Below are 22,907 nucleotides of genomic sequence, written 5' to 3' on the forward strand. Positions count from 1 at the left end.
ATCGCCTGTAGGAGCGGATAAATCCGCTCCTACAGACCTCCTAGCACTTGCCGATAAAACTTCCACTCTTCTTCCAGCGCATGAGCCAGATTGGCCGCCGTGCGAAAGCCGTGACGTTCCGACGGGTAGAAATGCCCTTCGGCACGGATGCCGTTGGCCTTGAGTGCTTCAAGCATCGAACGGGTCTGTTCAGGCACCACCACGGCATCCAGCTCACCCTGGAAGAAAATCACCGGGACCTTGATGCTTGCGGCATGCAGCAACGGCGTCCGCTGCCGGTAGCGTTCGGCATCTTTTTGCGGGTCACCGATCAGCCAGTCCAGGTAGTCACCTTCGAACTTGTGCGTGGCCCGGGCCAGCGCCAGAGGATCGCTGACGCCGTAAAGACTGGCGCCCGCGCGGAAGACATCATGAAAGGCCAGGGCGCAGAGGGTGGTATAGCCGCCGGCACTGCCACCGCGGATAAAGGCCTGGGTCGGGTCGATCAGCTTGCGATCGGCCAGGTGCTCGACCACCGCGCAGGCATCCTCGACATCGATTTCACCCCAGCGCAGGTGCAGGGCCTGGCGATACGCCCGGCCGTAGCCGCTGCTGCCGCGGTAGTTGAGGTCAGCCACGGCGAAGCCGCGCTGGGTCCAGTACTGGATGCGCGGGTCGAGCGCCGGGTAGCACGCCGAAGTCGGGCCGCCATGGATGAACACGATCAAGGGTGGCCGTTTGGCGCCGTTCATGGCCGGGTAGAAGAAACCGTGGGCGATGCCGTCGCCGCTGGGGTAGCACAATGATTGCGGGCGACTGATGCGTTCGGCAGGCAAGGGCGCTGCGCCACCGGCCAGGACCTGCACACGATGGTCCTTACGGTCGATGGCGATGACTGCCGGTGGGCTGGTGGGCGAGGCAGCGATGGCGTAGAGACGATCCTGATCCAGGTCCAGGCAGCGTAAACGGCTGTAGGCAGTTTGCACCGGCTGCTGCGAGCCATCGGCATGACACAGAGCGAGACGACTGAAGCCGTCCTCAAGCCAGGTGGCCAGGTAGTGGTGTTCGCCCAGTGGCAGCCAGGTACAGGCACCCAGTTGCCAAGGGGCTGCAGCGTGATCGGCGTTTGCCGCAGGCAGCGCACTCCAGCCCTCGGCCGTTTCGCCCCAGGGTTGCCAGAAGCCGTTGCGGTCAGAAAGGCAGTACAGGCGGCCACGACCATCGAAGCGCGGTTGTTGCAGCGATTGCGCCGGGCCCTGGTCGCCGGCTATGCAGCGAGGTTCGCCCCAGCACCCGTCATTCATACGCTCGCGACACAACAGGCGGGTAGCGGTCCAGGGTTGTTCGGGGCGGCTCCACTCGATCCATGCCAGGCGTGAGCCATCGGCGCTCAGGGTTGGCGCGGCATAGAAATCCGCACCTTCGGCGAGTACCTCTCGCTGCTGCGCAGCGATGGCCACCAGGCGGTGTTCGACCTGATCTGCGGCATGGGTTTCTTCCACGGCCAGGACCTGGCCTGCGGCCCAGCGCAGATCGCCGTATCGGCGTTCGCCCTGTGTTAACGGTTGGGGCACACCAGCCTGTAGTTCCTGGGTATAAATCTGCTGATCAGACTCGTTGACGAATACCAGGCCGTCATCACTCAGGCAGAAGCTGCCACCGCCGTACTCGTAGACCCGACTGCGTACGCTGAAGCCGTCCGGGGTCAGGCAATGGGCCTGGCCATGACGCCAGTGCCAGATCCGGCAGGCACCGTCGCGTGGACGAAACTCGTTCCAGAACAAGCCCTGCGGGCCCACCCGCAACTCAGCGAAATCGGTGCCGGCGGCCACCGCCTGTTCGGCGCTGAAACGCTCAGCCGCGGGCAATGACACGGGAATTTCGCTCATTACGGAAGGTCAACTGTTCAATGTTCAACTGGGCACTCTCGGCTTCTTCGCGGGCCTTGAGGATGATGCCGTGGTCCGCTGATTTGGCGCACACCGGGTCGGCGTTGCTGGCGTCGCCAGTGAGCATGAAGGCCTGGCAGCGACAGCCGCCGAAGTCCTTTTCCTTCTCGTCGCAGGAGCGGCACGGCTCGGGCATCCAGTCATAACCGCGAAAGCGGTTGAAGCCGAATGAGTCGTACCAGATGTGCTGCATGCTGTGTTCGCGCACGTTGGGGAACTGCACCGGTAACTGCCGGGCGCCATGGCATGGCAACGCGGTGCCGTCCGGGGTCACCGTGAGGAACACGCTACCCCAGCCGTTCATGCAGCCTTTGGGGCGCTCTTCGTAGTAGTCGGGGGTGACGAAAATCAGTTTGCACGGGTTGCCGGCAGCCTTGAGTCGCTCGCGGTACTCATTGGTGATGCGTTCGGCGCGTTCCAGCTGTGCACGGGTTGGCAACAGGCCAGCGCGGTTCAGCTGAGCCCAGCCATAGAACTGACAGGTGGCCAGTTCAACGAAGTCGGCTTCCAGGGCGATGCACAGCTCGATGATGCGGTCGATCTTGTCGATGTTGTGCCGATGGGTGACGAAGTTGAGCACCATCGGATAGCCGTGGGCTTTGACCGCCCGGGCCATTTCGAGCTTTTGCGCGAAGGCTTTTTTCGAGCCCGCCAGCAGGTTGTTGACCTGCTCGTCGCTGGCTTGAAAGCTGATCTGGATGTGGTCAAGGCCGGCCGCTTTGAAGGCGGCGATTTTTGCTTCGGTCAGGCCGATGCCGGAGGTGATCAGGTTGGTGTAGTACCCCAGGCGCCGGCCTTCGCCGATCAACTCGGCGAGGTCCTGGCGTACCAGCGGCTCACCACCGGAAAAGCCCAGCTGCGCCGCACCCATTTCCCGCGCCTCGGCCATCACCTTGAACCACTGTTCGGTGCTCAGTTCCTGGCCCTGGGCGGCAAAGTCCAGCGGGTTGGAGCAGTACGGGCATTGCAGCGGGCAGCGGTAGGTCAGCTCGGCGAGCAGCCACAGCGGCAGGCCGACCTCGGGTTTTGCCGGCACTTCACTCAAGGACGATCCAGTGTTCGGCACGGGCGACCTCCATGAATTGCTCGATGTCGTCAGCGAGCTCGGCGACACCGGGGAACTGCTGGTCCAGCTCGGCAATGATCGCGGCGACATCACGCTGACCATCGATCAGTCCACCGATAAGCGCCGCGCTTTCGTTGAGCTTGATCATGCCCTCGGGGTAGAGCAGCACGTGGCCCTTCTGCGCTGGCTCGTACTGGAAACGATAACCCGGACGCCATTTCGGGGTTTGCGTGCGATCAAAACTCATAAGGCGATTCCTTTGTGCCAGACCCTTTCGCTGGTGACACTGTGATAAGGCGGACGGTTCAGTTCATACGCCATGCTCATGGCATCGAGCATGCTCCAGAGGATATCCAGCTTGAACTGCAGGATCTCCAGCATGCGCTGCTGGCCCTCTACTGTAGTGTAGTGCTGCAGGGTGATCGCCAGCCCGTGCTCGACATCGCGGCGGGCCTGGCCCAGGCGGGTGCGGAAGTATTCGTAGCCGGCCGGGTCGATCCACGGGTAGTGCTGCGGCCAGCTGTCCAGGCGCGACTGGTGGATCTGCGGGGCGAACAGTTCGGTCAGCGAGCTGCTGGCCGCTTCCTGCCAGCTGGCGCGGCGGGCGAAGTTGACATAGGCATCGACGGCAAAGCGCACACCGGGTAGTACCAGCTCCTGGGAGCGCAGTTGGTCAGGGTCGAGGCCGACCGCCTGGCCCAGGCGCAACCAGGCTTCGATACCGCCGTCTTCACCCGGCGCACCGTCATGGTCGAGCAGGCGCTGAATCCACTCGCGGCGGATCTCGCGGTCCGGGCAATTGGCGAGGATCGCGGCATCCTTGAGCGGGATGTTGACCTGGTAGTAGAAACGGTTGGCCACCCAGCCCTGGATCTGTTCGCGGCTGGCGCGGCCTTCATACATCGCCACATGGTAAGGGTGATGGATGTGGTAGTAGGCACCCTTGGCGCGCAGGGCCTGTTCGAATTCGGCGGGGGACAGTGCTTTGGCGTCGCTCATGTCGGCTCCTGCTAGAGAGTGATGCTCATACCGTCGAAGGCGACTTCGACGCCACGGCGATCGAGTTCGGCGCGTTCGGCCGAGTCTTCGTCGAGAATCGGGTTGGTGTTGTTGATGTGGATAAGCACCTTGCGTTGCTCAGGGAAGCCTTCCAGCACTTCAAGCATGCCACCGGGGCCGTTCTGCGCCAGGTGACCCATTTCCCGGCCGGTGCGCGTGCCGACACCACGGCGCTGCATTTCATCATCCTCCCACAGGGTGCCGTCGACCAGCAGGCAGTCGGCTTCGTGCATCATCTGCAGCAGCTTGGCATCGACCTGGCCCAGGCCCGGGGCATAGAACAGTTTGCCGCCAGTGCGCAGGTCTTCGACCATCAGCCCAAGGTTATCGCCCGGGTGCGGGTCGAAGCGGTGTGGCGAGTAGGGCGGGGCAGCGCTGCGCAACGGGAAGGGGGTGAAGCGCAGGTTCGGGCAGGCGTCGATGACAAAGCTGCCTTCCAGTTCAATGCGGTTCCACTGCAGGCCGCCGTTCCAGTGGCTGAGCATGCTGAACAGCGGGAAGCCGGTGCTCAGGTCCTGGTGGACCATGTCGGTGCACCAGACCTGATGCGGGCAGCCTTCACGCAGACTCAGCAGGCCGGTGGTGTGATCGATCTGGCTGTCGAGCAGGACAATCGCACTGATCCCGGTGTCGCGCAGGGCGCGTGCGGGCTGCATGGGGGCGAAGGCTTGCAGTTGCGCGCGGATATCCGGCGAGGCGTTGCACAGCACCCAGTGCACACCGTCGTCAGACAGGGCAATCGACGACTGGCTACGCGCTGCAGCGCGCAAGGTACCGTCGCGAAAGCCTTTGCAGTTCTCGCAGTTGCAGTTCCACTGCGGGAATCCGCCACCGGCGGCGGAACCTAGAATCTGGATGTACATGGCCACTCCTGCCGCGTCTTGAAATAAAAACGCCCCGGCTGACCGAGGCGTTGTAACGCAAGCGAACTCAGCGGCTTGCGAAGTACATGGTCACTTCAAAGCCGATACGCAGATCAGTGTAAGCAGGTTTGGTCCACATGGAATGACTCCTTCCGGATTGGTCTGGGTTGGGCGGTTACTGGTTTAGTCCGCTCGGATGACGAGGGGTTCCACTCGCCGAGATTGCGCTATCTTACTAAAAACTACGTACTGAATGGTTAAATCTACGATAAATGCCGTTACATATTCGGTAAGAATCACCCGGTAACCCAGTCGCCGTCTTCGGCTGCGGGGCCATTGGCCAGGATCAGCCAGCCTCGTTTGGCGTGCAAAAGATCCTCGGCGCTCTGTCGCAGCTGTGCGTCATCAATGGCGAGAATCTCTATCTGGAGATCGTTCAGCGTCGTCTGGCTGCGGCCCGCCAGCTGTGCCTGCCAGGCCCACTCGGCGACGTCGGCGTTACTCATTGCGGCTTCGTTCATTTGTTCGGCAAGGGCCTGGCGAACGTCGGGGCTAGCGGTAAGTGTAGTCGGCAGGGACGTGAGGAAATCATCGATATGGGCAAGGATCTGCACGTGGCTGGCACTCGGCGACTGCACGCCGAACAGCAGGCCGTTGACGCCCTGAATCTGACGGAAGGCGCTGAATACGGCGTAACCCAGTTGCAGTTCGACACGCAGGCGTTGATAGAACGGCCCTTGAATGTGCTGTGCCAGCAAACGGGTGCTGGCTTCTTCAGTGATCGCCACGGGGCAGAACAGCAGCAATGCCTGCTCGCTGGCTAGCGGTGGCAGGCAGTGCCAGCGGCGAACAGGCTCCACAACGATCGGGTGATGCGCGCCAGGCTGCCCGGGAACATTCTGCAGTACGCGATTGAGGGTTTGTTGCGGTCCTTCGCCGAATCCAGTGGCCATGGCCTGCCATCGGGCGTGTTGCCACACAGCCTGCAGGTCGCTCTGCCCGAGGGTACAAGCGGGCAAAGGTGCTTCGTCTGGGCCGATGAGCTGCTCGGGGAGCTGGCGGAGCAGGACGCGAATCGGCATGCCGTCGGCTTCACTCGCAGGCTTTGCAGTCCAGCTGGCCGCACCGGGATGTTGGAGTACCTCCAGCGCCTCTTGGGTTACGGCGTCTACCGTTTCAGGTACGCCGGCGCAGCGTAACTGCCAGAACGTGCCACAGGCTTCGAACTGCAATGTCACCCCAGCCCTTGCCGCACGTTCACGCAGGGGCTGCAAAGCCCGGTCCAGGACCAGCCAGAGCGGGGCGTGTGTGGCCGCGGTCAGCTGCCAGCGTAGATAGACGACCCCATGCCGGCGTTCAGGCGGTAGTAGCGGACTCAAACACAGCCCCGTGGGAGCGGGGATGGCTGGGTGGTCGGCGTAATGCACGTTGAGCAAGGGTTCCGGGGCGGGTAAATGCCAGCTCTCAGTGCATGTCGGTGAGTCGCCTTGCAGCAGGCTGTCGAGCAAGCTGTCCAGGGCGTGCCGGGCTTGCTCGCTCAGTGCTTCATAGGGCCGGGCAGCACTGTCACGGCATGCCAGGTCCAAGGCTGTCGCCGCCTGGGCGCGGCACTGTTGCAAGCTTGCGTATTCCTGGTACAGCACCGACCGGTCCACCTCGCGGAAGAACCTTAACCAGCTCTGTACAAGCGCCTGTGCCTGATCACCTATGGCCGCGTCGTTGAGTTTCAGGCGGATGTGCAGCAGTGCCTGACCGGCAAAGCCGTACAACGGCGAACACTCAAGCGCTTGCAACCCTCGATGACGAAGTGCTGCCAGCAGCCCACCTGCCCGGGCATCGGTCAGCCAGGTGCTGAGAAACTCGATGGCCTGTTCCGTGCCCGTCGGTTGTTGCTCCACGGCATACAACAGGTCCAGTTGCTGAGCGCTCAGTTGCGGCTCAAGCCTTTCGTCGACAAGCGTGGGTGGTTGCGTCTGCCCGATCCGAACACCGCTGGCCAGGTGGCTGGCAGCGGCACGGGCCAGCGCTTCCAGTTGCTCAAGGCTTTGCGGGCCGCTCAGGCTCAGGATCATCTGTCCTGCCTGGTAGTAACGCTGGTGATAAGCCTGCAACGCAGTCTGAAAGTCGCGGCTGTGCACGGGCAGGCTGTAGCGGTTGCCGGCCTGGAAACCACTCAGGGGATGCTGGCCGGAAACCCTCTGCAGCAGGGCAAATTGAGCCTGGGCCTGGGGATTGCGCGACCAGGCGATGAATTCGGCATGGATCACTTCACGTTCGCGCAACTGGCGCTGTTGATCGAAAACCGGGCGGGCGAGCATGTCGCACAAACGCTCGAGGCCGCCGGAAAACGCCGCTTGCGGGACTTCGAAAAAGTAGTCGGTGGTGCGCTCGCGGGTACTGGCGTTGACCTGGCCGCCATGACGCTGCACATAGCGCATCAGGCCGTCGCCCTGGGGGAAACGCTCGGTGCCGAGAAACAACAGGTGCTCGAGAAAATGCGCGAGCCCTGCATAAGCGCGCGGGGCGTCATGACTGCCGGCCATGACCCGCACGGCAGCGGCACAGCGCTTCAGCTGCGGGGCATGCCGCAGGATGACTTGCAGGCCATTGTCGAGGATGAGGTGTTGCACAGTGCTGGGCATGACGGTTCCGTTGCAGCGCGAACCGTCATGCTAGCGGATTATCCGCGATCGCGCGGATCGCCATACAGCTCAGGGCGCAGGTCGTGCAGGTAGGGCGTGCTGGCGCGTCCTTCGTGGACCCGTTGCAGTTCCAGGTCTGCCTGCAGTAGGGTGCTGTCGCGGCCGGCCATGGCCAGGATGCTGCCGTCCGGGCCGACAATGCTGCTTTGTCCGCAGTAGTGGATCTCGTCTTCGCTGCCGCAGTAGTTGGCGTAGACCAGGTAGCACTGGTTCTCGTAGGCGCGGGCGCGCACAGTGACCTGGGCAATGAAGTCGTAAGGCACCATGTTCGCCGTCGGCACCAGAATCAGCTCGGCACCGGCCAGGGCCAGGCGCCGGGCATTTTCCGGAAACTCGATGTCGTAGCAGATCAGCAAGCCCAGGCGCCATCCGTTCAATTCCACCACCGGGAAATGATCGGGGCCCGGGCTGAACATCGCCCGGTCCAGACTGCCGAACAGGTGGGTCTTGCGGTAGTTGCACAGGCTGCTGCCATGGGCGTCGATCAGCTGTACGGCGTTGTAGATCCGGCCGTCTTCGGACAGCTCGGGATAACCGTAGGCAATGGCGATGCGATTGCTTTGGGCGATCTCCACCACGGCCATGGCCGAAGGCCCGTCTTCGGCCTCGGCCAGGCGTTCCACGGCCTCGCTGCCGATGTTGTAGCCGCTCAGGAACATCTCCGGACACACCAGCAACTCTGCACCCCGGGCTGCGGCCAGTTGCGCCTGCTGGTGCAGGCGCTCGAGATTGCCGGGTACGTCCAGTGGCTGCGGAGCACCTTGATACAGCGCGATGCGCATGGCGTTACTCCCGTCAGTCGGCGAGGGCGATCGGTCCGATCTCGTTGAATACATCGCCCGGGCCTGGGTTATCAGGATGGGTATGCCCACCGAAGTGATTCATGATACCCCACACCGCATTGAGCGAGGTCTGCACCGCGCCTTCGACCCAGGCCGGGGTCCACGACACGTCGTCACCGGCAATGAAGATACCGCGCTGTTCGGCGGGCATGTCCTGCTGCATGAAGTGCGCGTACATGCGCTGGTTGTAACGGTAATGACCAGGCAAGGCGCCCTTGAACGCCCCGAGGAAATGCGGGTCGGCTTCCCAGGACACGGTGATCGGGTCGCCAATGATGTGGCCGGCGATGTCGACTTTCGGGTAGATCTTCTTCAGCGCGTCGAGGGCCAGCTTCACGCGCTTTTCCACCGGGTGCGGGAGCATCTTCAGGGCGTCGCTCATCCACGAGTAGGACAGGCAGATGACCCCCGGCTTGTCGTCACCGTTGTCGAACAGGTAGGTGCCGCGGGTCAGACGGTCGGTCAGGGTCATGCTCATCAGGTCGCGGCCGGTCTCTGGATCCTTGTCCTTCCAGAACGGCCGGTCGACCATGACGAAGGTTTTCGACGACTGCATGTAGCGGGTACGGTCCAGGGCCATCCACATTTTTTGCGAGAACAGCGACTCTTCACATTCGATCTGGGTGGTCAGCAGCCAGCTCTGGCAGGTGGTGAGCACGGCAGCGTAGTGGCGGGTGTCGCCCCAGTTGTCGGTCACCGCCAGGCGCCCGTCGGCGTCGCGGGCGATGCTCTTGACCCCGGGACGTGGCGCGCCACGGTGTAGCGAGCTGAGGCTGGTGCCTTGCGGCCAGTGTGCGCAACGCTCGGGGACATGACGCCAGATGCCCAGCGGCACTTGCTCGACGCCGCCGACCACCAGGTGTTGGTGATCGTCGCAGTTGGTCATCACCACGCGAAAGATTTCCAGCATCGAGTTGGGGAAGTCCGAGTCCCAGCCGCCGGTACCGAAGCCGACCTGGCCGAACACTTCCCGGTGCAGGAAGCTGAGCTTGGCGAAGGCCTTGGAAGTGGCGACGAAGTCGTAGAAGGTGCGGTCGTCCCACAGCGGCACCAGGGTGTTCCACAGTTCTTTGAGGCGTGGCACATCGCGGTCGCGGATTGCCTGCTGGATGTCACCGAAGCGGGCGCCATCTTCCAGCGCGTCGGCCCAGGCATCGGCAACCTCCTGGAACAGCTTCGGCAGGTCGGAGAGTTTTTCCGCGTAGTGGGTCTGGCCTTCCAGGTCGATGACCGTACTGCCTGAGGCCGGCGTCAGCGGGTTGGGAAAGGGCTTGGTCTCAAGGCCCAGCTTGTCCACATAGTGATAGAACGCCGTGGATGATACCGGGAAGCGCATACCGCCAAGTTCGGCGATGATCCCGTCGGTGCCTTCGAAGGTCTGCGAACGCAGGCGGCCACCCATCTTCGACGCTTCGTAGACCACCGGTTTGAGGCCCAGCTTCATCAGCTCGTAGGCCGCCACCAGGCCGGCGATACCGGCACCGACAATCGCCACTTCTTCACCGTGGCGCTCGGCCGGAATACTGCCCAGGCCTGCGGGGTGCTCGATCCAGTCGTCAAAGGCGAACGGGAAATCCGGGCCGAAAATAGTGACAGGTTTCTTGCCATCGGCGGGGTGGCGATTGTTCTTGTTCATAGATGACCTTGCCAGGGCTGCGCAGGATGCGGAGCTTGAGTATAGGAAAACGCTGGCGGTCAGTTTAGAGGGTGGGAGTTACGTAATTAAGATGCAGAGTGTCGTCTATTTGTGATGTTACTTGTCGGTTTGTATGGTTATTTCGTCATATCGTCAGGCCGCGTTTACCCGCGGTCAACCTTGCTGCTGAGGATGATCGAGGTCGTGGTCTTTTCCACACCTTCGACACTGCCGATCTGGTCGAGTAACTGGTCCAGCTGCTCCGGCGAATCACTGCGCAGCCAGGCCACGTAGTCGAACTCGCCACTTACCGCGCACAGCTGCTGGACTTGCCCCATGGCACTCAGGCGGCGCACCACGTCCTTGCCCGAGCGTGGTTGCACTTTGATCCCGACATAGGCCTGCAAGCCGCCGTCGATCAGGCGCTGGCCCAGGCGTACGCCATAGCCGCTGATGACCTTGGTCTTTTCCAGGCGCGCCAGGCGCGAGGTCACCGTGGTGCGTGCGATGCCCAACTGCCGGGCCAGCATGGCGACACTTTCGCGGGCATTGATCTGCAGTAGCGAAATCAGTTGGCGGTCGATTTCATCGAGGGCGACGGGACGGCTGTCGGACATGGAGACTCTCGGGTGTGCGCCGCGTAGTACGGCGCATGAACTGAATGCATTAGCCTATCCACACCGGACACTGGCGAGCAAGCCGTGCTTGCTCAACTGCGCACCAGTGCCTGCACTTCATCGAGGGTTTTGTAAGGAATCACTGTGCGTGGCAGGCGGGAGGTGGGCGACAGGTTGTAGACGGCGAAATCCTTGTCGACCACCGACTCGGCCAGCAACTCGAAGGACGGCAGGATGCGCGAATCGAAGTGTTGGTCCAGGCCGCAAGGTGACAGCTTGGAATGTCGGTTTTCGTAGAACCTGCCGACATTCTGGTTCAAGTCCACGCCAACCATGAAGACCTTGTTGAAACCTGCATGGTAGGCAATCTGCAGCGCTACGTAAGCCACCGTGCGTGCATCAAAGAAGCCGCGGTGCAGGTTCTTGCTGAACCCCAGGGGTTTCCTGCGACTGCCCGGGAAGGGGCGATTGCGGATGAGCTCAGGGTCTTTTCGCAGCAGGTCGGAAAACCTCGCCTTGCGGGCTTTGCGCAGAAAATACAGCTCGCCGCTGGCGGCAACACCGGCGGACTTGTAGTGATCTTCCCAGAGCGCAACCCGTTCACTGCGGCGCATGGCTTCGGCAAACAGCTCGGGTTGCTGGTTGGAAAAGTCCTTGTCCGTGCAGACATAAAAAAATGGCTTGATCGGCGTATCGACGAACATGGAGATCGCGCCGTTCATTGTGATCATCGGAATGTCGGAGAATTCATGGAAAGGAAAGTCCTTTGCCGAACTGCCCGAAGCGATCACGAAAACCGAGCCTGACCCTGCATTGCGGCATTCATCGAAATGGCTGACGCTCAAAGGCACGTCAGAAATCAACCGTGCTGTGGAAGCGTCCATTTTAGATTTCCTTAACTGCATCGATGATTGGGGATGGCTGGGCGAAGACCACTTATTTTATAAGTTTTCCTGACCTGATTGCTAATAGCTGCGAAGCAGCATGGGTGATGGGCAATAGGCGATGTGCATTGGCAGGTGCCAGAAAAGCAAAAAACCGCGCAATGCGCGGCTTTTTATTTGGTGGGCCCACACGGACTTGAACCGTGGACCAAAGGATTATGAGTCCTCTGCTCTAACCAACTGAGCTATAGGCCCCAGTGGTCGCGGATTATAACGAGGGTTTCCAGGCTGTGCCATCCGAAAGATCCGAAACTGCTATACGAAGGAATGACGCGGCGAATTCCTCCGCAGGTAACGGCAGGCTGACGATGTAGCCCTGGATCTGCTCGCAGCCTTCGGCGGCGAGAAATTGCTGTTGGGCCTGGTTCTCGACGCCTTCGGCAATGATGGTCAATTGCATGCTGCGCCCCAGGGCAATGATCGCCCGGGCGATGGCGGCATCGTGGGGGTCATCCGGCAGGCCGCGAATGAACGATTGGTCGATCTTGAGGATGTCCAGCGGCAGGCGCTTGAGGTAGCTCAGTGACGAGTAGCCGGTGCCAAAGTCGTCGATCGCCAGTTGCACTCCCAGGTGCTTGAGCTGGTGGAGAATGGCCAGGGCTTCTTCGGCCTGGCTCATGATGAAATTCTCGGTGATTTCCAGTTGCAGGTCACCGGCTTTGAGCTGGTGAGTCTTGAGCAACTGTTCAATGCGTTTGATCAAACTGGTTTGACGCAGTTGGGCGCCGGCCAGGTTGACCGACAGCGGTCCGAAGGCCTGATAGTGTTTCTTCCAGGCCTGCATTTGCCGGCAGGCCTGCTCCAGTACCCAGTCGCCCAGTTGCAGAATCATTCCGTTCTCTTCAGCCAGGCCGATGAAATGTTCTGGAGGTACGTCGCCAAACAGCGGGTGGGTCCAGCGAATCAGGGCTTCGGCGCCCACCAGGCTCTGGGTTTTCAGGCTGAATTTGGGCTGGTAGCTCAGGCTCAGCTCGTTGCGCTCTATGGCCCGGCGCAATTCGTGTTCCAGGGCAATGCGCTCGCTGGCCTGGGCCGTGAGGTCGCGGGTGTAGCATTCGACCCGGTTGCGGCCTTTGGCCTTGGAGCGGTACATCGCTGCGTCGGCATTGCGGATCAACGAGGCGACATCGGTGCCGTCCTGCGGGTACAGGCTGGTGCCGATGCTCGCGCTGGTGAAGAACTCGTGTTCGCCGGCCTGGAACGGCGCGCTGAAGCAGGCCAGCAATTTGTTGGCGATATGACTGGCGTCGCTGGGCTGGTGCAGGCCGGGCAACAGGATGATGAACTCATCCCCTCCCAACCGCGCCACTGTATCGATATCGCGCACCTGTTCTTTCAGGCGCTGGGCGATGCCTTTGAGCAGCAGGTCGCCGACCGGATGGCCAAGGCTGTCATTGATGTGCTTGAAACGGTCGAGGTCGAGAAACAGCACGGCTCCCTGACGTTTTGAGCTCTGGGCACAAGTGAGGGCCGCCTGCAGGCGGTTTTCGAACAGCGTGCGGTTGGGCAAGCCAGTGAGTGGGTCGTGGTGAGCCTGGTAGTCGAGTTTCGCCTGGGCATGCTTGAGGCTGGAAATATCGGCGAACACCGCGACAAAGTGGGTGATGGCCCGCTCGCTGTTGCGCACGGCACTGATGGTCAGCCAGCTGGGATACAGCTCGCCGTTTTTGCGCCGGTTGTGGATTTCGCCCTGCCAGTGCCCTTCGGCGGTCAACTGGTGCCACATGGCGGCATAAAAAGCGCTGTCGTGCTGGCCCGAGGCGAGCAGGCGCGGTGTTTGTCCCAAGGCTTCGAATTCGCTGTAACCGGTGATTTCGCTGAACGCCCGGTTGACGGCGCTGATGCGTTGTTCGGTGTCAGTGATCAACACGCCTTCGGCGGTATTTTCAAACACAGTGGCGGCCAGTTGCAGCTTTTCCTGCATCAGGTGGCGTTCGGTGATGTCGCGGGCGATGGTCAGCATGCAGTCGACACCGGCTATCGGCAATGGCCGGGCAGACAGCTCGCACAGGCGTATCTGGCCGTCGCTGCGGCGGATGTGGCAGCTGAAATCACGGACGAAGCCGTCTTTTTTCAGCATTTCCAGCAGGCGCCGACGTTCGTTGAGATCCACCCAGATGCCCAGGTCCAGCGAGGTGTGATCCAGCGAGGTATGGCTGTCGAAGCCGGTCAGGCGGCAGAAACCTTCGTTGACCTCAAGCAGCAAGCCATCACTCTGGCGCGACAGCAGCAGACCGTCAGGGGAAGCATGGAAGGCCTTGGCGAACTTTTCTTCGGAGGTTTGCAGTTGCTCCTGGGTTTCCTTGAGCTGGCTGATATCGCGCACGGCCACAACCAGGGCTGGTGTGTTGTCGAGCTCAAAGGTCTCCGCCGAGATCAAACCGGTGAACAACTGGCCGTTGCTGCGCCGGAACAGCGTTTCCAGGTTACGTATGCTGCCTGACTGCAGGCGCAGGAGTAATCCTGGGCCGATCCCGTCGACTCCCCAGATACTCAACTCTGTAGCGGTGCGGCCAATGACCTGCGCCGAGCTCAAGCCGATCTGCTCTTCGAAGGCCTCGTTGACCTCCAGCAAACAGCCGTCGCTGAGGCGGGCGATCAGCAGGATGTCGGGGCACTGCTGGAACACCGAGGCGAATTTCTGCTCCGACAGACGCAGAGCATCCTCGGCATTCTTGGTTTCGCTGATATCGATCATCAGGCCGCGCATCACCGGCTTGTGCCCATGCTCGATCAGGCTGACGATATCGCGCACCCACAGGCTGCGGCCATCGGCGCAAATCACCCGATAATCGAGGCTGTGGTCGCGTCCGGCAGCGGTCTCGCTGTCGCAGTAGGCCTGGGCCCAAAGGGCGTCGTCGGGGTGAATGATGCTGCGCCAGAAGCCCGGGCGCAGCCAATGTACCAGCGGGTAGCCGAGCAGGTCTTCGGCATGCGGCGAGACGTAGCTGTAAGTAAAGTCATTGGCATCGGCTTCCCAGGCAATCGCCGAGAGGCTTTCGATCAGGCCACGGTAGTGGTATTCGCTGCTGCGCAGTTCCTGTTCCAGAGCGATGCGCCGGGAAATTTCCGAACTCAGCCGCCGGTTGACCCGCATCATTGCCGCCAGTATTGCCACCAACAGCAATATGCCGGGCAGTCCGTAGATCAACAGGTCGTACCAGAGGGTCCGGTGATCGAGGACATTGCCGACCCAGCGCTCCTGGATCTTGCTGATTTCGCTGGTGCTCATGTCGGCCATGACTTTGTCGAGAATGCCGACCAGGATCTTTTGCTCCCGCGGTACCGCCATGGCCAGCTGGTAGCGGTAGTTGGTTTCACCGCTGACATACAGACCGTCGAGTTTGAGCTGGCGCAGGCTCCAGATACTCGATGCGAGGTCGCCGACCACTGCGTCGACTTCATCGGTGGCCAGTGCCTGCAGGGCCGAGCTGACGTTGGGCAGGGCCACCAGGTTCAGGTCAGGGTGATGGGTACGCAGCAATTCATGCGGTGCATAGTTCTCTACCACGGCAATCTTCAGCCCGTAGAGGTCTTTCAGGGTGCGCGGTTGCGCTCCGCCCTCATGGGCCAGAATGACGATCGGGAAATCCAGGTAGGGGCGGGTGAAGGCCAGGAAACCCTGACGCTCCGGTGTCGACATGACTCCAGGGAGTAACTCCAGCTGGTTTCGCCGTGCCTGTTCAAGCACGGCAGACCAACTGGAAGGCTCGACCGGTTTGAACGCTACGCCCAGTCGTTCCTGGATAAGGGCAATGTAATCGGCAGCCAATCCCTGGTAGCGACCATCCTGGTCACGGTATTCAAACGGTGGCCAGGATGCGTCGACGCCCAGGCGCAGCTGCGGGTGGGCGCTGAGCCAGGCTTGTTCTTCGTCGGTCAGGGTCAAGGCGCCGGCCGTTGCGCTCCAGAGCATCTGGAACAGCAACAGGAGGGCCGGCATTTTGGGCATAACGGCCTCGTCACACAGATGAACTGCTTCGAGTGTAGACGGGCATTTCTGCGCCAGGGTAGTGGCGAAAGACTTAAAGTGTGTGATCGCAGAAAAGAAAAACCCCGGCCTGGGCCGGGGTTTGTCATCACTCGTCGAGGAAGGAGCGCAAATGCTCGCTTCGCGTCGGGTGGCGCAGCTTGCGCAGCGCCTTGGCTTCAATCTGACGGATCCGTTCACGGGTCACGTCGAACTGCTTGCCGACCTCTTCGAGGGTGTGATCGGTGTTCATGTCGATACCGAAACGCATGCGCAGCACTTTGGCCTCGCGCGCGGTCAGACCGGAGAGCACATCACGGGTCGCTTCCTTGAGGCTTTCGACCGTGGCGACATCGATTGGCGACTGCATGGTCGAGTCTTCGATGAAGTCACCCAGATGCGAGTCTTCGTCATCGCCGATCGGGGTTTCCATGGAGATCGGCTCTTTGGCGATCTTCAATACCTTGCGGATTTTGTCCTCAGGCATTTCCATGCGCTCACCCAGCTCTTCCGGGGTCGGTTCGCGACCCATTTCCTGCAGCATCTGCCGGGAAATACGGTTGAGCTTGTTGATCGTCTCGATCATGTGCACCGGAATACGGATGGTGCGGGCCTGGTCGGCGATCGAACGGGTGATCGCCTGGCGAATCCACCAGGTGGCATAGGTCGAGAACTTGTAACCGCGACGGTATTCGAACTTGTCCACCGCCTTCATCAGGCCGATGTTGCCTTCCTGGATCAGGTCGAGGAACTGCAGGCCGCGGTTGGTGTACTTCTTGGCGATCGAGATAACCAGACGCAGGTTGGCCTCAACCATTTCCTTCTTCGCGCGACGAGCCTTGGCTTCACCGATCGACATGCGACGGTTGATGTCCTTGATCTCGGCGATGGTCAGACCGGTTTCGGTTTCCAGGTCGATCAGCTTCTGCTGGCAAGCGACGATCGCGTCGTTCTTCTCGCCCAGCGCGGCGGCCCACTTGGTGCTGCGCTTGGAAAGGTCACCGCTCCAGGTCTGGTCGGTCTCGTTGCTCGGGAACAGGCGCAGGAAGTCGGCGCGTGGCATGCGTGCGTCACGGACACACAGTTGCATGATGGCGCGTTCTTGCTGACGCAGACGATCCAGGGCACTGCGAACGCGTTCGACCAGTACTTCGAACTGCTTTGGCACCAGCTTGATCGGCATGAACAGTTCTGCCAGTTCAAGCATCGCCTTGAGGCTGTCCTTGTGCTGGCGGCCGTTCTTTTTCAGTACTTTGAGGGTGGCGTTCAGTTGTTCCTGGACGGCACCAAAGCGCTGTTGGGCAACGACTGGATCGGGACCGCTTTCGGCCTCTTCCTCATCGTCACTGCCTTCTTTCTCTTCGTCTTCTTCGTCGTCGGCTTCGGCCTTGGCCGGTGCTTTCGGATCGACAGGCGGCGGTACTTCGGCCGGCGGGGCGATGCCGTCGTCCGGGTCGATGTAGCCACTGAGAACATCCGACAGGCGGCCGCCTTCGGCGGTTACCCGGTCGTATTCGCTGAGAATGTATTCGACAGTACCCGGGAAGTGAGCGATAGCGCCCATGACTTCGCGAATACCTTCTTCGATACGCTTGGCGATTTCGATCTCGCCTTCGCGGGTCAGCAGCTCGACGGTACCCATTTCACGCATGTACATGCGCACTGGGTCCGTCGTGCGACCGATATCGGTTTCCACAGCCGCCAACGCAGCGGCGGCTTCTTCAGCTGCGGCTTCGTCGGTATCGGCTTCGGCCAACAAAAGGGCATCCGCATCCGGAGCACTCTCGAATACGTTGATCCCCATGTCGTTGATCATGCGGATGATGTCTTCCACCTGCTCCGGATCTGAAATATCCTCTGGCAGGTGGTCGTTGACCTCCGCGTAAGTCAGGTAGCCCTGCTCACGACCGCGGGTGATCAACTCTTTGATGCGAGACTGCTGTTGCGCTTTTCCGGACATAACACCCTATCCACTGAAGGTCTTGGCGGGCAAAAAACAAGCCGAGGATTATACCCGAGCTAGGACCTCACGCGCCAGTTGAGGTCGGGGTTTGTGCGGGAACATTCCGGCTTAACAGGTCGCGCAGCTGATTTTTTTCCTCTGCGCTCAGTTCACTTTGACGTGCTTTCCTGAGCAAATGTTCCAGGCTTCGCTCGCGTTGGCGAGCGGACAAGCTAGTTATAGTGTCGAAAAACTGTTGTTCAAGGTTGTCGGCATCGATCAGCCATTCCTTTTCTGCCAATGCCCGCAGCAATCGGCCTTGTTCAGTGCCGTGCCAGCGTGCAATCAGCTGTAGTGAGCGTAGCTCAGGATTCTTTTGCAACGCTTCCAGCAGCGCCACCAGCAGCTGGGCGTAGACGTGTTCTTCGGCCGCGAAATGGCCGGCATCTTCGACTTTTTTGGCCAGCTGCGGATGGTGCAGCAGGGTACGCAAAGCGCTCAAGGTCGGGGGTTCCACCGAAGTCGGCACCCGTGGCGGCGCATCCTGGCGTTGACCGTTGCGCTCCCAGGGCTTGCCCTTCTTGTCCCACGGTTTGCCTTCCCATTTCTTCTTGCCGCCCTTGTTCGGCGTCCACTGCTGTTGCGGCGGCGCGTACTCGGGTTGGTGGAAGTCACCGTAGTCCGGGGTGTAGTCGGGAATGGCGTCGTAATCGATGCCCGGGTCGTAGCTGGGTGGCGCTTCGCTGGGGGCGCTATGGCTCAGTTGCTCGACCTGCTGGTTGTCGAGCCCGGTGATTTCCTTGAGGCGATTGCGCATCAATGCGCGAAGGTTGGCGCCGGGCACTTTTTCGATCAACGGTGCTGCCAGGGTGGCCATATGCGCCTTGCCCTCAAGCGAGCGCGGGTCGGCTTCTTCGGTCAGCTGCTGGAAAAAGTAGTCGGCCAGAGGCTGGGCATGCTGGTTGATGCGGGCGCGGAACGCGTCAGTGCCTTCGGCGCGGACCAGGGTGTCCGGGTCTTCACCTTCGGGCAGGAACAGGAAGCGTGCTTTGCGGCCGTCCTGCAGGCTCGAAAGGGTGGCCTCCAGGGCGCGCCAGGCGGCATTGCGGCCAGCCTGGTCGCCGTCGAAGCAGAACAATACGCTGGGTACCACGCGGAACAGGCGCTTGAGGTGCTCTTCGCTGGTGGCGGTACCCAGGGTCGCCACCGCATTGCGCAGGCCTTGCTGGGCCAGGGCAATGACGTCCATGTAGCCTTCGACGACGATGATTTCATCGAGGTTGCGGTTGAACTTGCGCGCCTCGTAGAGCCCGTACAGCTCCTGGCCTTTGTGGAACACCGGGGTTTCCGGGGAGTTCAGGTACTTGGGCTTGTCGTCGCCGAGCACCCGGCCGCCAAAGGCGATGACCCGGCCGCGACTGTCGCGGATCGGAAACATGACCCGGTCACGGAAGCGATCGTAGCGCTTGCCAGACTCGGCGTTCTCGATCAGCAGGCCGGCATCGATCATGGCCTTCTGTTGCAGGGTGTCGCTGCTCAGATGCTTGAACAGGTTGTCCCAGCCGGGCGGGGCATAGCCGAGACCGAAGTCGCGAGCGATTTCCCCGGACAGGCCACGGCCCTTGAGGTATTCCACCGCCGAGCGACGGGTCGGGTGGCTTTTCAGGGCCTGGCGATAAAATTCGGCAGCCGCTTCCAGCAGGGGGTATAGCGGCGAGTCGGTGGGTTGCCGGGGCTTTTGCCCGCGTCCGCCTTCCTCGCGAGGGACTTCCATGCCGGCAGCCTTGGCCAGTTCCTCGACGGCCTGGGGGAAGTCCAGGTTGTCGTGGTCCATGATGAAGCCAAGGGCGTTGCCGCCCGCGCCGCAGCCAAAGCAGTAATAGAACTGCTTGTCGGGGCTGACGCTGAAGGACGGGGTTTTTTCCTTGTGGAACGGGCAGCAGGCGGTGAGGTTTTTGCCGGCCTTTTTCAGCTGCACGCGCGAACTCACCACATCGACGATGTCGGTACGGTTGAGGAGGTCGTCGATGAAGCTTTGGGGAATCAGCCCGGCCATGGCACTCTCATCATCAGGCGATAAGCAAGTGTAATCGCTAATGCTGCGGGAACGGCTGCGCGTTCGAGCGATGTCGAATGGCGTAACACAAAATTCGGAAAGACGTGCTCGTCTGTAGCCGGTGAGGGCTCGTCAGTAATGACGTGCACAGCTGGCGTTGAGGCCAGTTCTGACGTTTCAGGCAGGTTGTCCACACTGCAGGGCAATGGGACGCCTCGGGCACGAAGGCCTGAGGATCAAACAACTACTGCCGGCAGCCCGGCTTTGGGCCGGGCGAGGCAGAAGCTTGCGACGGACGTCTGTATTAGTACAGACGAACGGCGCGGCGCTGTTCGCGCTGAACTTTCTTGGCGTGACGTTTAACAGCGGCTGCTGCTTTGCGCTTACGCTCAGAAGTCGGCTTCTCGTAAAATTCGCGGCTACGAACTTCAGCCAGAACACCGGCTTTTTCGCAGGAGCGCTTGAAACGACGCAGAGCTACGTCGAAGGGTTCATTCTCTTTAACTTTGACGGCTGGCATCCAGAGCTACCTTCATTCATTACCGGGGGTCAACGAACTCGTGGCAAAACTGTGCACTGGAGAACGTCGGTTTTTAAGGGTTGCGGATGTTAACCCTTAGCCAGCCGGAATGCAAAGCCTCTGATCGAAAACCGCTGGTCGGCACCGGGAGTGGGGACTATCATGCGCGCCTTCGAATTCAGCCTCCACAAGGCGCAGACCCATGCTAGTACTGGGATTGGAAACATCCTGCGACGAAACCGGCGTCGCATTATACGACAGTGAACGCGGTCTTTTGGCCGATGCATTGTTCAGTCAGATCGACCTGCACCGTGCCTATGGCGGCGTGGTGCCGGAGCTCGCCTCACGCGATCACGTCAAGCGCATGCTGCCGTTGATCCGCCAGGTGCTGGACGAGGCCGACTGTGTCGCTACCGAAATTGATGCCATTGCCTATACCGCCGGCCCCGGGCTGGTCGGTGCGCTGCTGGTGGGGGCGTCCTGCGCCCAGGCCCTGGCGTTTGCCTGGGGTATTCCGGCGTTGGGCGTGCATCACATGGAAGGTCATCTGCTCGCGCCGATGCTCGAAGAGCAGCCGCCTGAGTTCCCGTTTGTCGCCTTGCTGGTGTCCGGTGGACATACCCAGCTGGTGCGTGTGGACGGCATTGGCCGTTACCAATTGTTGGGTGAAACCCTTGATGACGCAGCGGGTGAGGCGTTCGACAAGACCGCCAAGCTGATGGGGCTGAATTATCCAGGTGGCCCGGAGATCGCCCGCCTTGCGACTCAGGGCGTTCCCGGACGTTTCGTTTTCCCGCGGCCGATGACCGATCGTCCTGGCCTGGATTTCAGCTTCAGCGGCCTCAAGACCTTTGCCCTGAACACCTGGCAGCAGTGCCAGAGTGCTGGAGACGACGGCGAGCAAACCCGTTGCGACGTGTCACTGGCCTTCCAACAGGCGGTGGTGGAGACTCTGACCATCAAGTGCAAGCGTGCCCTGAAGCAGACCGGCCTCAAGCGCCTGGTGATCGCCGGTGGTGTCAGTGCCAACAAGGCCCTGCGGACCTCGCTGGAAGACATGCTCGCGGGCATCAAGGGTAATGTGTACTACGCGCGCCCACAGTTCTGCACCGATAATGGCGCCATGATTGCCTATGCCGGTTGCCAGCGTCTGGCTGCAGGGCAGCAGGAAAGTCTGGCGATCAGTGTGCAGGCACGCTGGCCGATGGAGCAGCTGGCGCCGCTGTGATGAGCGGCGTTCATGCGTCCGATTCAGAAATGCCGTTCGCGGCCGGCAAAAAGGTCGCGTAGATTGCCGCGGTGACGCCAGACGATCAGCACGGTCAGCACGCTGATCGGCAATAGCGCTTCCGGCTCGCGCCAGGCCAGCAGTGGCAGGGTCAGAGGTGTGGCGATCAGTGCTGCGAGGGAGCTGGTGCGGGTCAGGTAGAAGGTCAGCAGCCAGGCGCAGATGGCCAGCAGTGCTGCTGGCGGGTAGAGCCCCAGTAACAGGCCGGCAGCGGTGGCGACACCTTTGCCGCCGCGAAAGCAGAAGTACACCGGAAACAGGTGGCCGATGACTGCACACACGCCGATCCAGGCCTGTTGTTGCAGGTCAAGGCCGGCAAGATTGGCGACCAGCACGGGCAGCAAGCCCTTGCACAGGTCGCCAAGCAGGGTCAGGACCGCCAGTTTGCGGCCGGCCAGACGCAGCATGTTGGTTGCCCCGGCGTTGCCAGAACCGCTCATGCGCGGGTCCGGGCTGCCATTGAGGCGGCTGAGGAGTATGGCAAAGGACAGCGAGCCAAGCAGGTAGGCGAGCAGCGCCAGTAACCAAAACATGCTAACTATTCCGGGCGAGGACGCCTTGATTCTAACGGCGCCAGTCGCCCTTGTCGTGCAGTGGAGAGAAGTGCTTGGACAGAGTGTTCATCGAAGGCCTGGAAGTCGATACCGTCATCGGTGCCTATGACTGGGAGCGTGGCATTCGCCAGTGCCTGCGCCTGGACCTGCGTTTTGCCTGGGACAACCGGCCGGCAGCGGCGGGCGACGACCTGACCCTGGCCCTGGATTACGCCAGTGTAACTGCGCGTATCCAGGCATTTGCCGAGCAAGCGGAGTTTGAACTGGTTGAAACCTTTGCCGAACGCCTTGCGGCAGTGCTGATGAGCGAATTCCAGATTCCCTGGCTATCCCTCAAGTTGACCAAGCCCGGCGCCATCGCGGCCGCCACTGGAGTGGGCGTGGAGATTGAGCGCGGATGTCTCTGAACCGGGTTTACCTTGGCCTTGGCAGTAATGTCGAGCGTGAACGGCATTTGACGGCGGGGCTGGATGCGCTGGCTGTTTTTCTGCAGGACATGCAGTGTTCGGCTGTGTTCGAAAGCCAGGCGGTAGGCATAAAAAGCGGTCCGTTCTTCAATCTGGTGGTGACCGGATTGACCGATATGCCGTTGATGGAGCTCGACCGTCGGCTCAAGTTCATCGAGGCTGACAATGGCCGCTATGCGCCAGAGCGCAAAGGCCTGCCGCTGGATATCGATGTGCTGATGTACAACGATCTGCATGGCAGTTTTGACGGCCTGGTGCTGCCCCGCGCCGAGATCCTCAAGAATGCCTTTGTGCTGTGGCCGCTTTCGTTGATTGCCCCTGAGCTGCTGCATCCGGGAGCAGGCAAAACCATGGGCCGGTTGTGGGAAGAGGCGCAGATCGACCAGGTGCTTGCGCCCGTGCCCTTTGAGTGGCGTGAGCAACAATTAACCGATCTTTGAGGCCCAATCGCTG

At 61.2% G+C, this 22,907-nt stretch carries 20 protein-coding genes and 1 tRNA gene; 4 read left to right on the forward strand and 17 right to left on the reverse strand.

Going from position 1 to position 22,907, the window contains the following annotated elements:
- Positions 1-29 precede the first annotated feature (29 nt).
- The 11 genes from AC07OF_RS09225 to AC07OF_RS09275 form a co-directional block, all read right to left on the reverse strand.
- Entirely contained in the window at positions 30-1,868 is a 1,839-nt protein-coding gene (locus tag AC07OF_RS09225; protein ID WP_495072779.1) for a S9 family peptidase, read from the reverse strand.
- Positions 1,834-2,994 (reverse strand): pyrroloquinoline quinone biosynthesis protein PqqE, encoded by a 1,161-nt coding sequence (pqqE, locus tag AC07OF_RS09230; protein WP_157190918.1) that lies wholly within the window; start codon positions 2,992-2,994, stop codon positions 1,834-1,836. Before pqqE ends, AC07OF_RS09225 begins: the two co-directional genes overlap by 35 nt.
- Positions 2,966-3,241 (reverse strand): pyrroloquinoline quinone biosynthesis peptide chaperone PqqD, encoded by a 276-nt coding sequence (gene pqqD, locus AC07OF_RS09235; protein ID WP_157190919.1) that lies wholly within the window; start codon positions 3,239-3,241, stop codon positions 2,966-2,968. Before pqqD ends, pqqE begins: the two co-directional genes overlap by 29 nt.
- Complete coding sequence (gene pqqC, locus AC07OF_RS09240) at positions 3,238-3,993, reverse strand: pyrroloquinoline-quinone synthase PqqC (protein WP_038605986.1); 756 nt, start codon at positions 3,991-3,993, stop codon at positions 3,238-3,240. Before pqqC ends, pqqD begins: the two co-directional genes overlap by 4 nt.
- 11 nt (positions 3,994-4,004) lie before the next feature.
- Positions 4,005-4,916, reverse strand: a complete 912-nt coding sequence (gene pqqB, locus AC07OF_RS09245; protein ID WP_157190920.1) for a pyrroloquinoline quinone biosynthesis protein PqqB — start codon at positions 4,914-4,916, stop codon at positions 4,005-4,007.
- A 67-nt stretch (positions 4,917-4,983) separates the two neighbouring features.
- Positions 4,984-5,055: a pyrroloquinoline quinone precursor peptide PqqA gene (gene pqqA, locus AC07OF_RS09250; protein WP_008365141.1), complete on the reverse strand. Its 72-nt coding sequence runs from the start codon at positions 5,053-5,055 to the stop codon at positions 4,984-4,986.
- 157 nt (positions 5,056-5,212) lie between these two features.
- Positions 5,213-7,558 (reverse strand): pyrroloquinoline quinone biosynthesis protein PqqF, encoded by a 2,346-nt coding sequence (gene pqqF, locus AC07OF_RS09255; RefSeq protein ID WP_157190921.1) that lies wholly within the window; start codon positions 7,556-7,558, stop codon positions 5,213-5,215.
- A gap of 38 nt (positions 7,559-7,596) precedes the next feature.
- On the reverse strand, positions 7,597-8,400 hold the full coding sequence (locus AC07OF_RS09260; RefSeq protein ID WP_157190922.1) for a carbon-nitrogen hydrolase family protein: 804 nt from the start codon (positions 8,398-8,400) through the stop codon (positions 7,597-7,599).
- Positions 8,401-8,413: 13 nt separating this feature from the next.
- On the reverse strand, positions 8,414-10,096 hold the full coding sequence (locus AC07OF_RS09265) for a flavin monoamine oxidase family protein (RefSeq protein ID WP_157190923.1): 1,683 nt from the start codon (positions 10,094-10,096) through the stop codon (positions 8,414-8,416).
- Positions 10,097-10,260: 164 nt separating this feature from the next.
- Positions 10,261-10,713: an Lrp/AsnC family transcriptional regulator gene (locus AC07OF_RS09270; protein WP_157190924.1), complete on the reverse strand. Its 453-nt coding sequence runs from the start codon at positions 10,711-10,713 to the stop codon at positions 10,261-10,263.
- A 92-nt stretch (positions 10,714-10,805) separates the two neighbouring features.
- Positions 10,806-11,504 carry a WaaZ-like lipopolysaccharide core biosynthesis protein gene (locus tag AC07OF_RS09275; protein ID WP_495072785.1) on the reverse strand — a complete coding sequence of 233 codons (699 nt, stop codon included), beginning with the start codon at positions 11,502-11,504 and terminating at the stop codon, positions 10,806-10,808.
- Between AC07OF_RS09275 and AC07OF_RS09280 the strand changes: the two genes are divergently transcribed.
- Positions 11,416-11,670, forward strand: a complete 255-nt coding sequence (locus AC07OF_RS09280; protein WP_232478290.1) for a hypothetical protein — start codon at positions 11,416-11,418, stop codon at positions 11,668-11,670. The genes AC07OF_RS09275 and AC07OF_RS09280 overlap by 89 nt on opposite strands.
- Positions 11,671-11,775: 105 nt before the next feature.
- Here the strand turns inward: AC07OF_RS09280 and AC07OF_RS09285 are convergent.
- The 5 genes from AC07OF_RS09285 to rpsU form a co-directional block, all read right to left on the reverse strand.
- Positions 11,776-11,852 (reverse strand) — tRNA-Ile (locus AC07OF_RS09285).
- Positions 11,853-11,865: 13 nt separating this feature from the next.
- Positions 11,866-15,609 carry an EAL domain-containing protein gene (locus AC07OF_RS09290; RefSeq protein WP_495072780.1) on the reverse strand — a complete coding sequence of 1,248 codons (3,744 nt, stop codon included), beginning with the start codon at positions 15,607-15,609 and terminating at the stop codon, positions 11,866-11,868.
- 127 nt (positions 15,610-15,736) lie between these two features.
- The gene (gene rpoD, locus AC07OF_RS09295; RefSeq protein ID WP_157190927.1) at positions 15,737-17,587 is read right to left on the reverse strand and encodes an RNA polymerase sigma factor RpoD; all 1,851 of its coding nucleotides are present in this window, start codon (positions 17,585-17,587) and stop codon (positions 15,737-15,739) included.
- 67 nt (positions 17,588-17,654) lie between these two features.
- The gene (dnaG, locus tag AC07OF_RS09300) at positions 17,655-19,625 is read right to left on the reverse strand and encodes a DNA primase (protein WP_157190928.1); all 1,971 of its coding nucleotides are present in this window, start codon (positions 19,623-19,625) and stop codon (positions 17,655-17,657) included.
- 304 nt (positions 19,626-19,929) lie between these two features.
- The gene (gene rpsU, locus AC07OF_RS09305; protein ID WP_002551877.1) at positions 19,930-20,145 is read right to left on the reverse strand and encodes a 30S ribosomal protein S21; all 216 of its coding nucleotides are present in this window, start codon (positions 20,143-20,145) and stop codon (positions 19,930-19,932) included.
- Positions 20,146-20,347: 202 nt separating this feature from the next.
- Here rpsU and tsaD point away from each other — a divergent pair, with 202 nt between their 5' ends.
- Positions 20,348-21,373, forward strand: a complete 1,026-nt coding sequence (gene tsaD, locus AC07OF_RS09310) for a tRNA (adenosine(37)-N6)-threonylcarbamoyltransferase complex transferase subunit TsaD (RefSeq protein ID WP_157190929.1) — start codon at positions 20,348-20,350, stop codon at positions 21,371-21,373.
- A 23-nt stretch (positions 21,374-21,396) separates the two neighbouring features.
- Here tsaD and plsY read toward each other — a convergent pair whose 3' ends face one another.
- Positions 21,397-21,966 carry a glycerol-3-phosphate 1-O-acyltransferase PlsY gene (gene plsY / locus AC07OF_RS09315; RefSeq protein ID WP_038606016.1) on the reverse strand — a complete coding sequence of 190 codons (570 nt, stop codon included), beginning with the start codon at positions 21,964-21,966 and terminating at the stop codon, positions 21,397-21,399.
- Between the two features lie 74 nt (positions 21,967-22,040).
- Between plsY and folB the strand changes: the two genes are divergently transcribed.
- Together folB and folK are read left to right on the forward strand one after the other, a co-directional pair.
- Positions 22,041-22,394, forward strand: coding sequence for a dihydroneopterin aldolase (gene folB / locus AC07OF_RS09320; RefSeq protein WP_157190930.1), 354 nt, complete (start codon positions 22,041-22,043; stop codon positions 22,392-22,394).
- Positions 22,385-22,894 carry a 2-amino-4-hydroxy-6-hydroxymethyldihydropteridine diphosphokinase gene (folK, locus tag AC07OF_RS09325; protein ID WP_157190931.1) on the forward strand — a complete coding sequence of 170 codons (510 nt, stop codon included), beginning with the start codon at positions 22,385-22,387 and terminating at the stop codon, positions 22,892-22,894. Before folB ends, folK begins: the two co-directional genes overlap by 10 nt.
- Positions 22,895-22,907: the final 13 nt, after the last annotated feature.

Source organism: Pseudomonas sp. GW821-FHT10B02 (genome assembly GCF_059415665.1).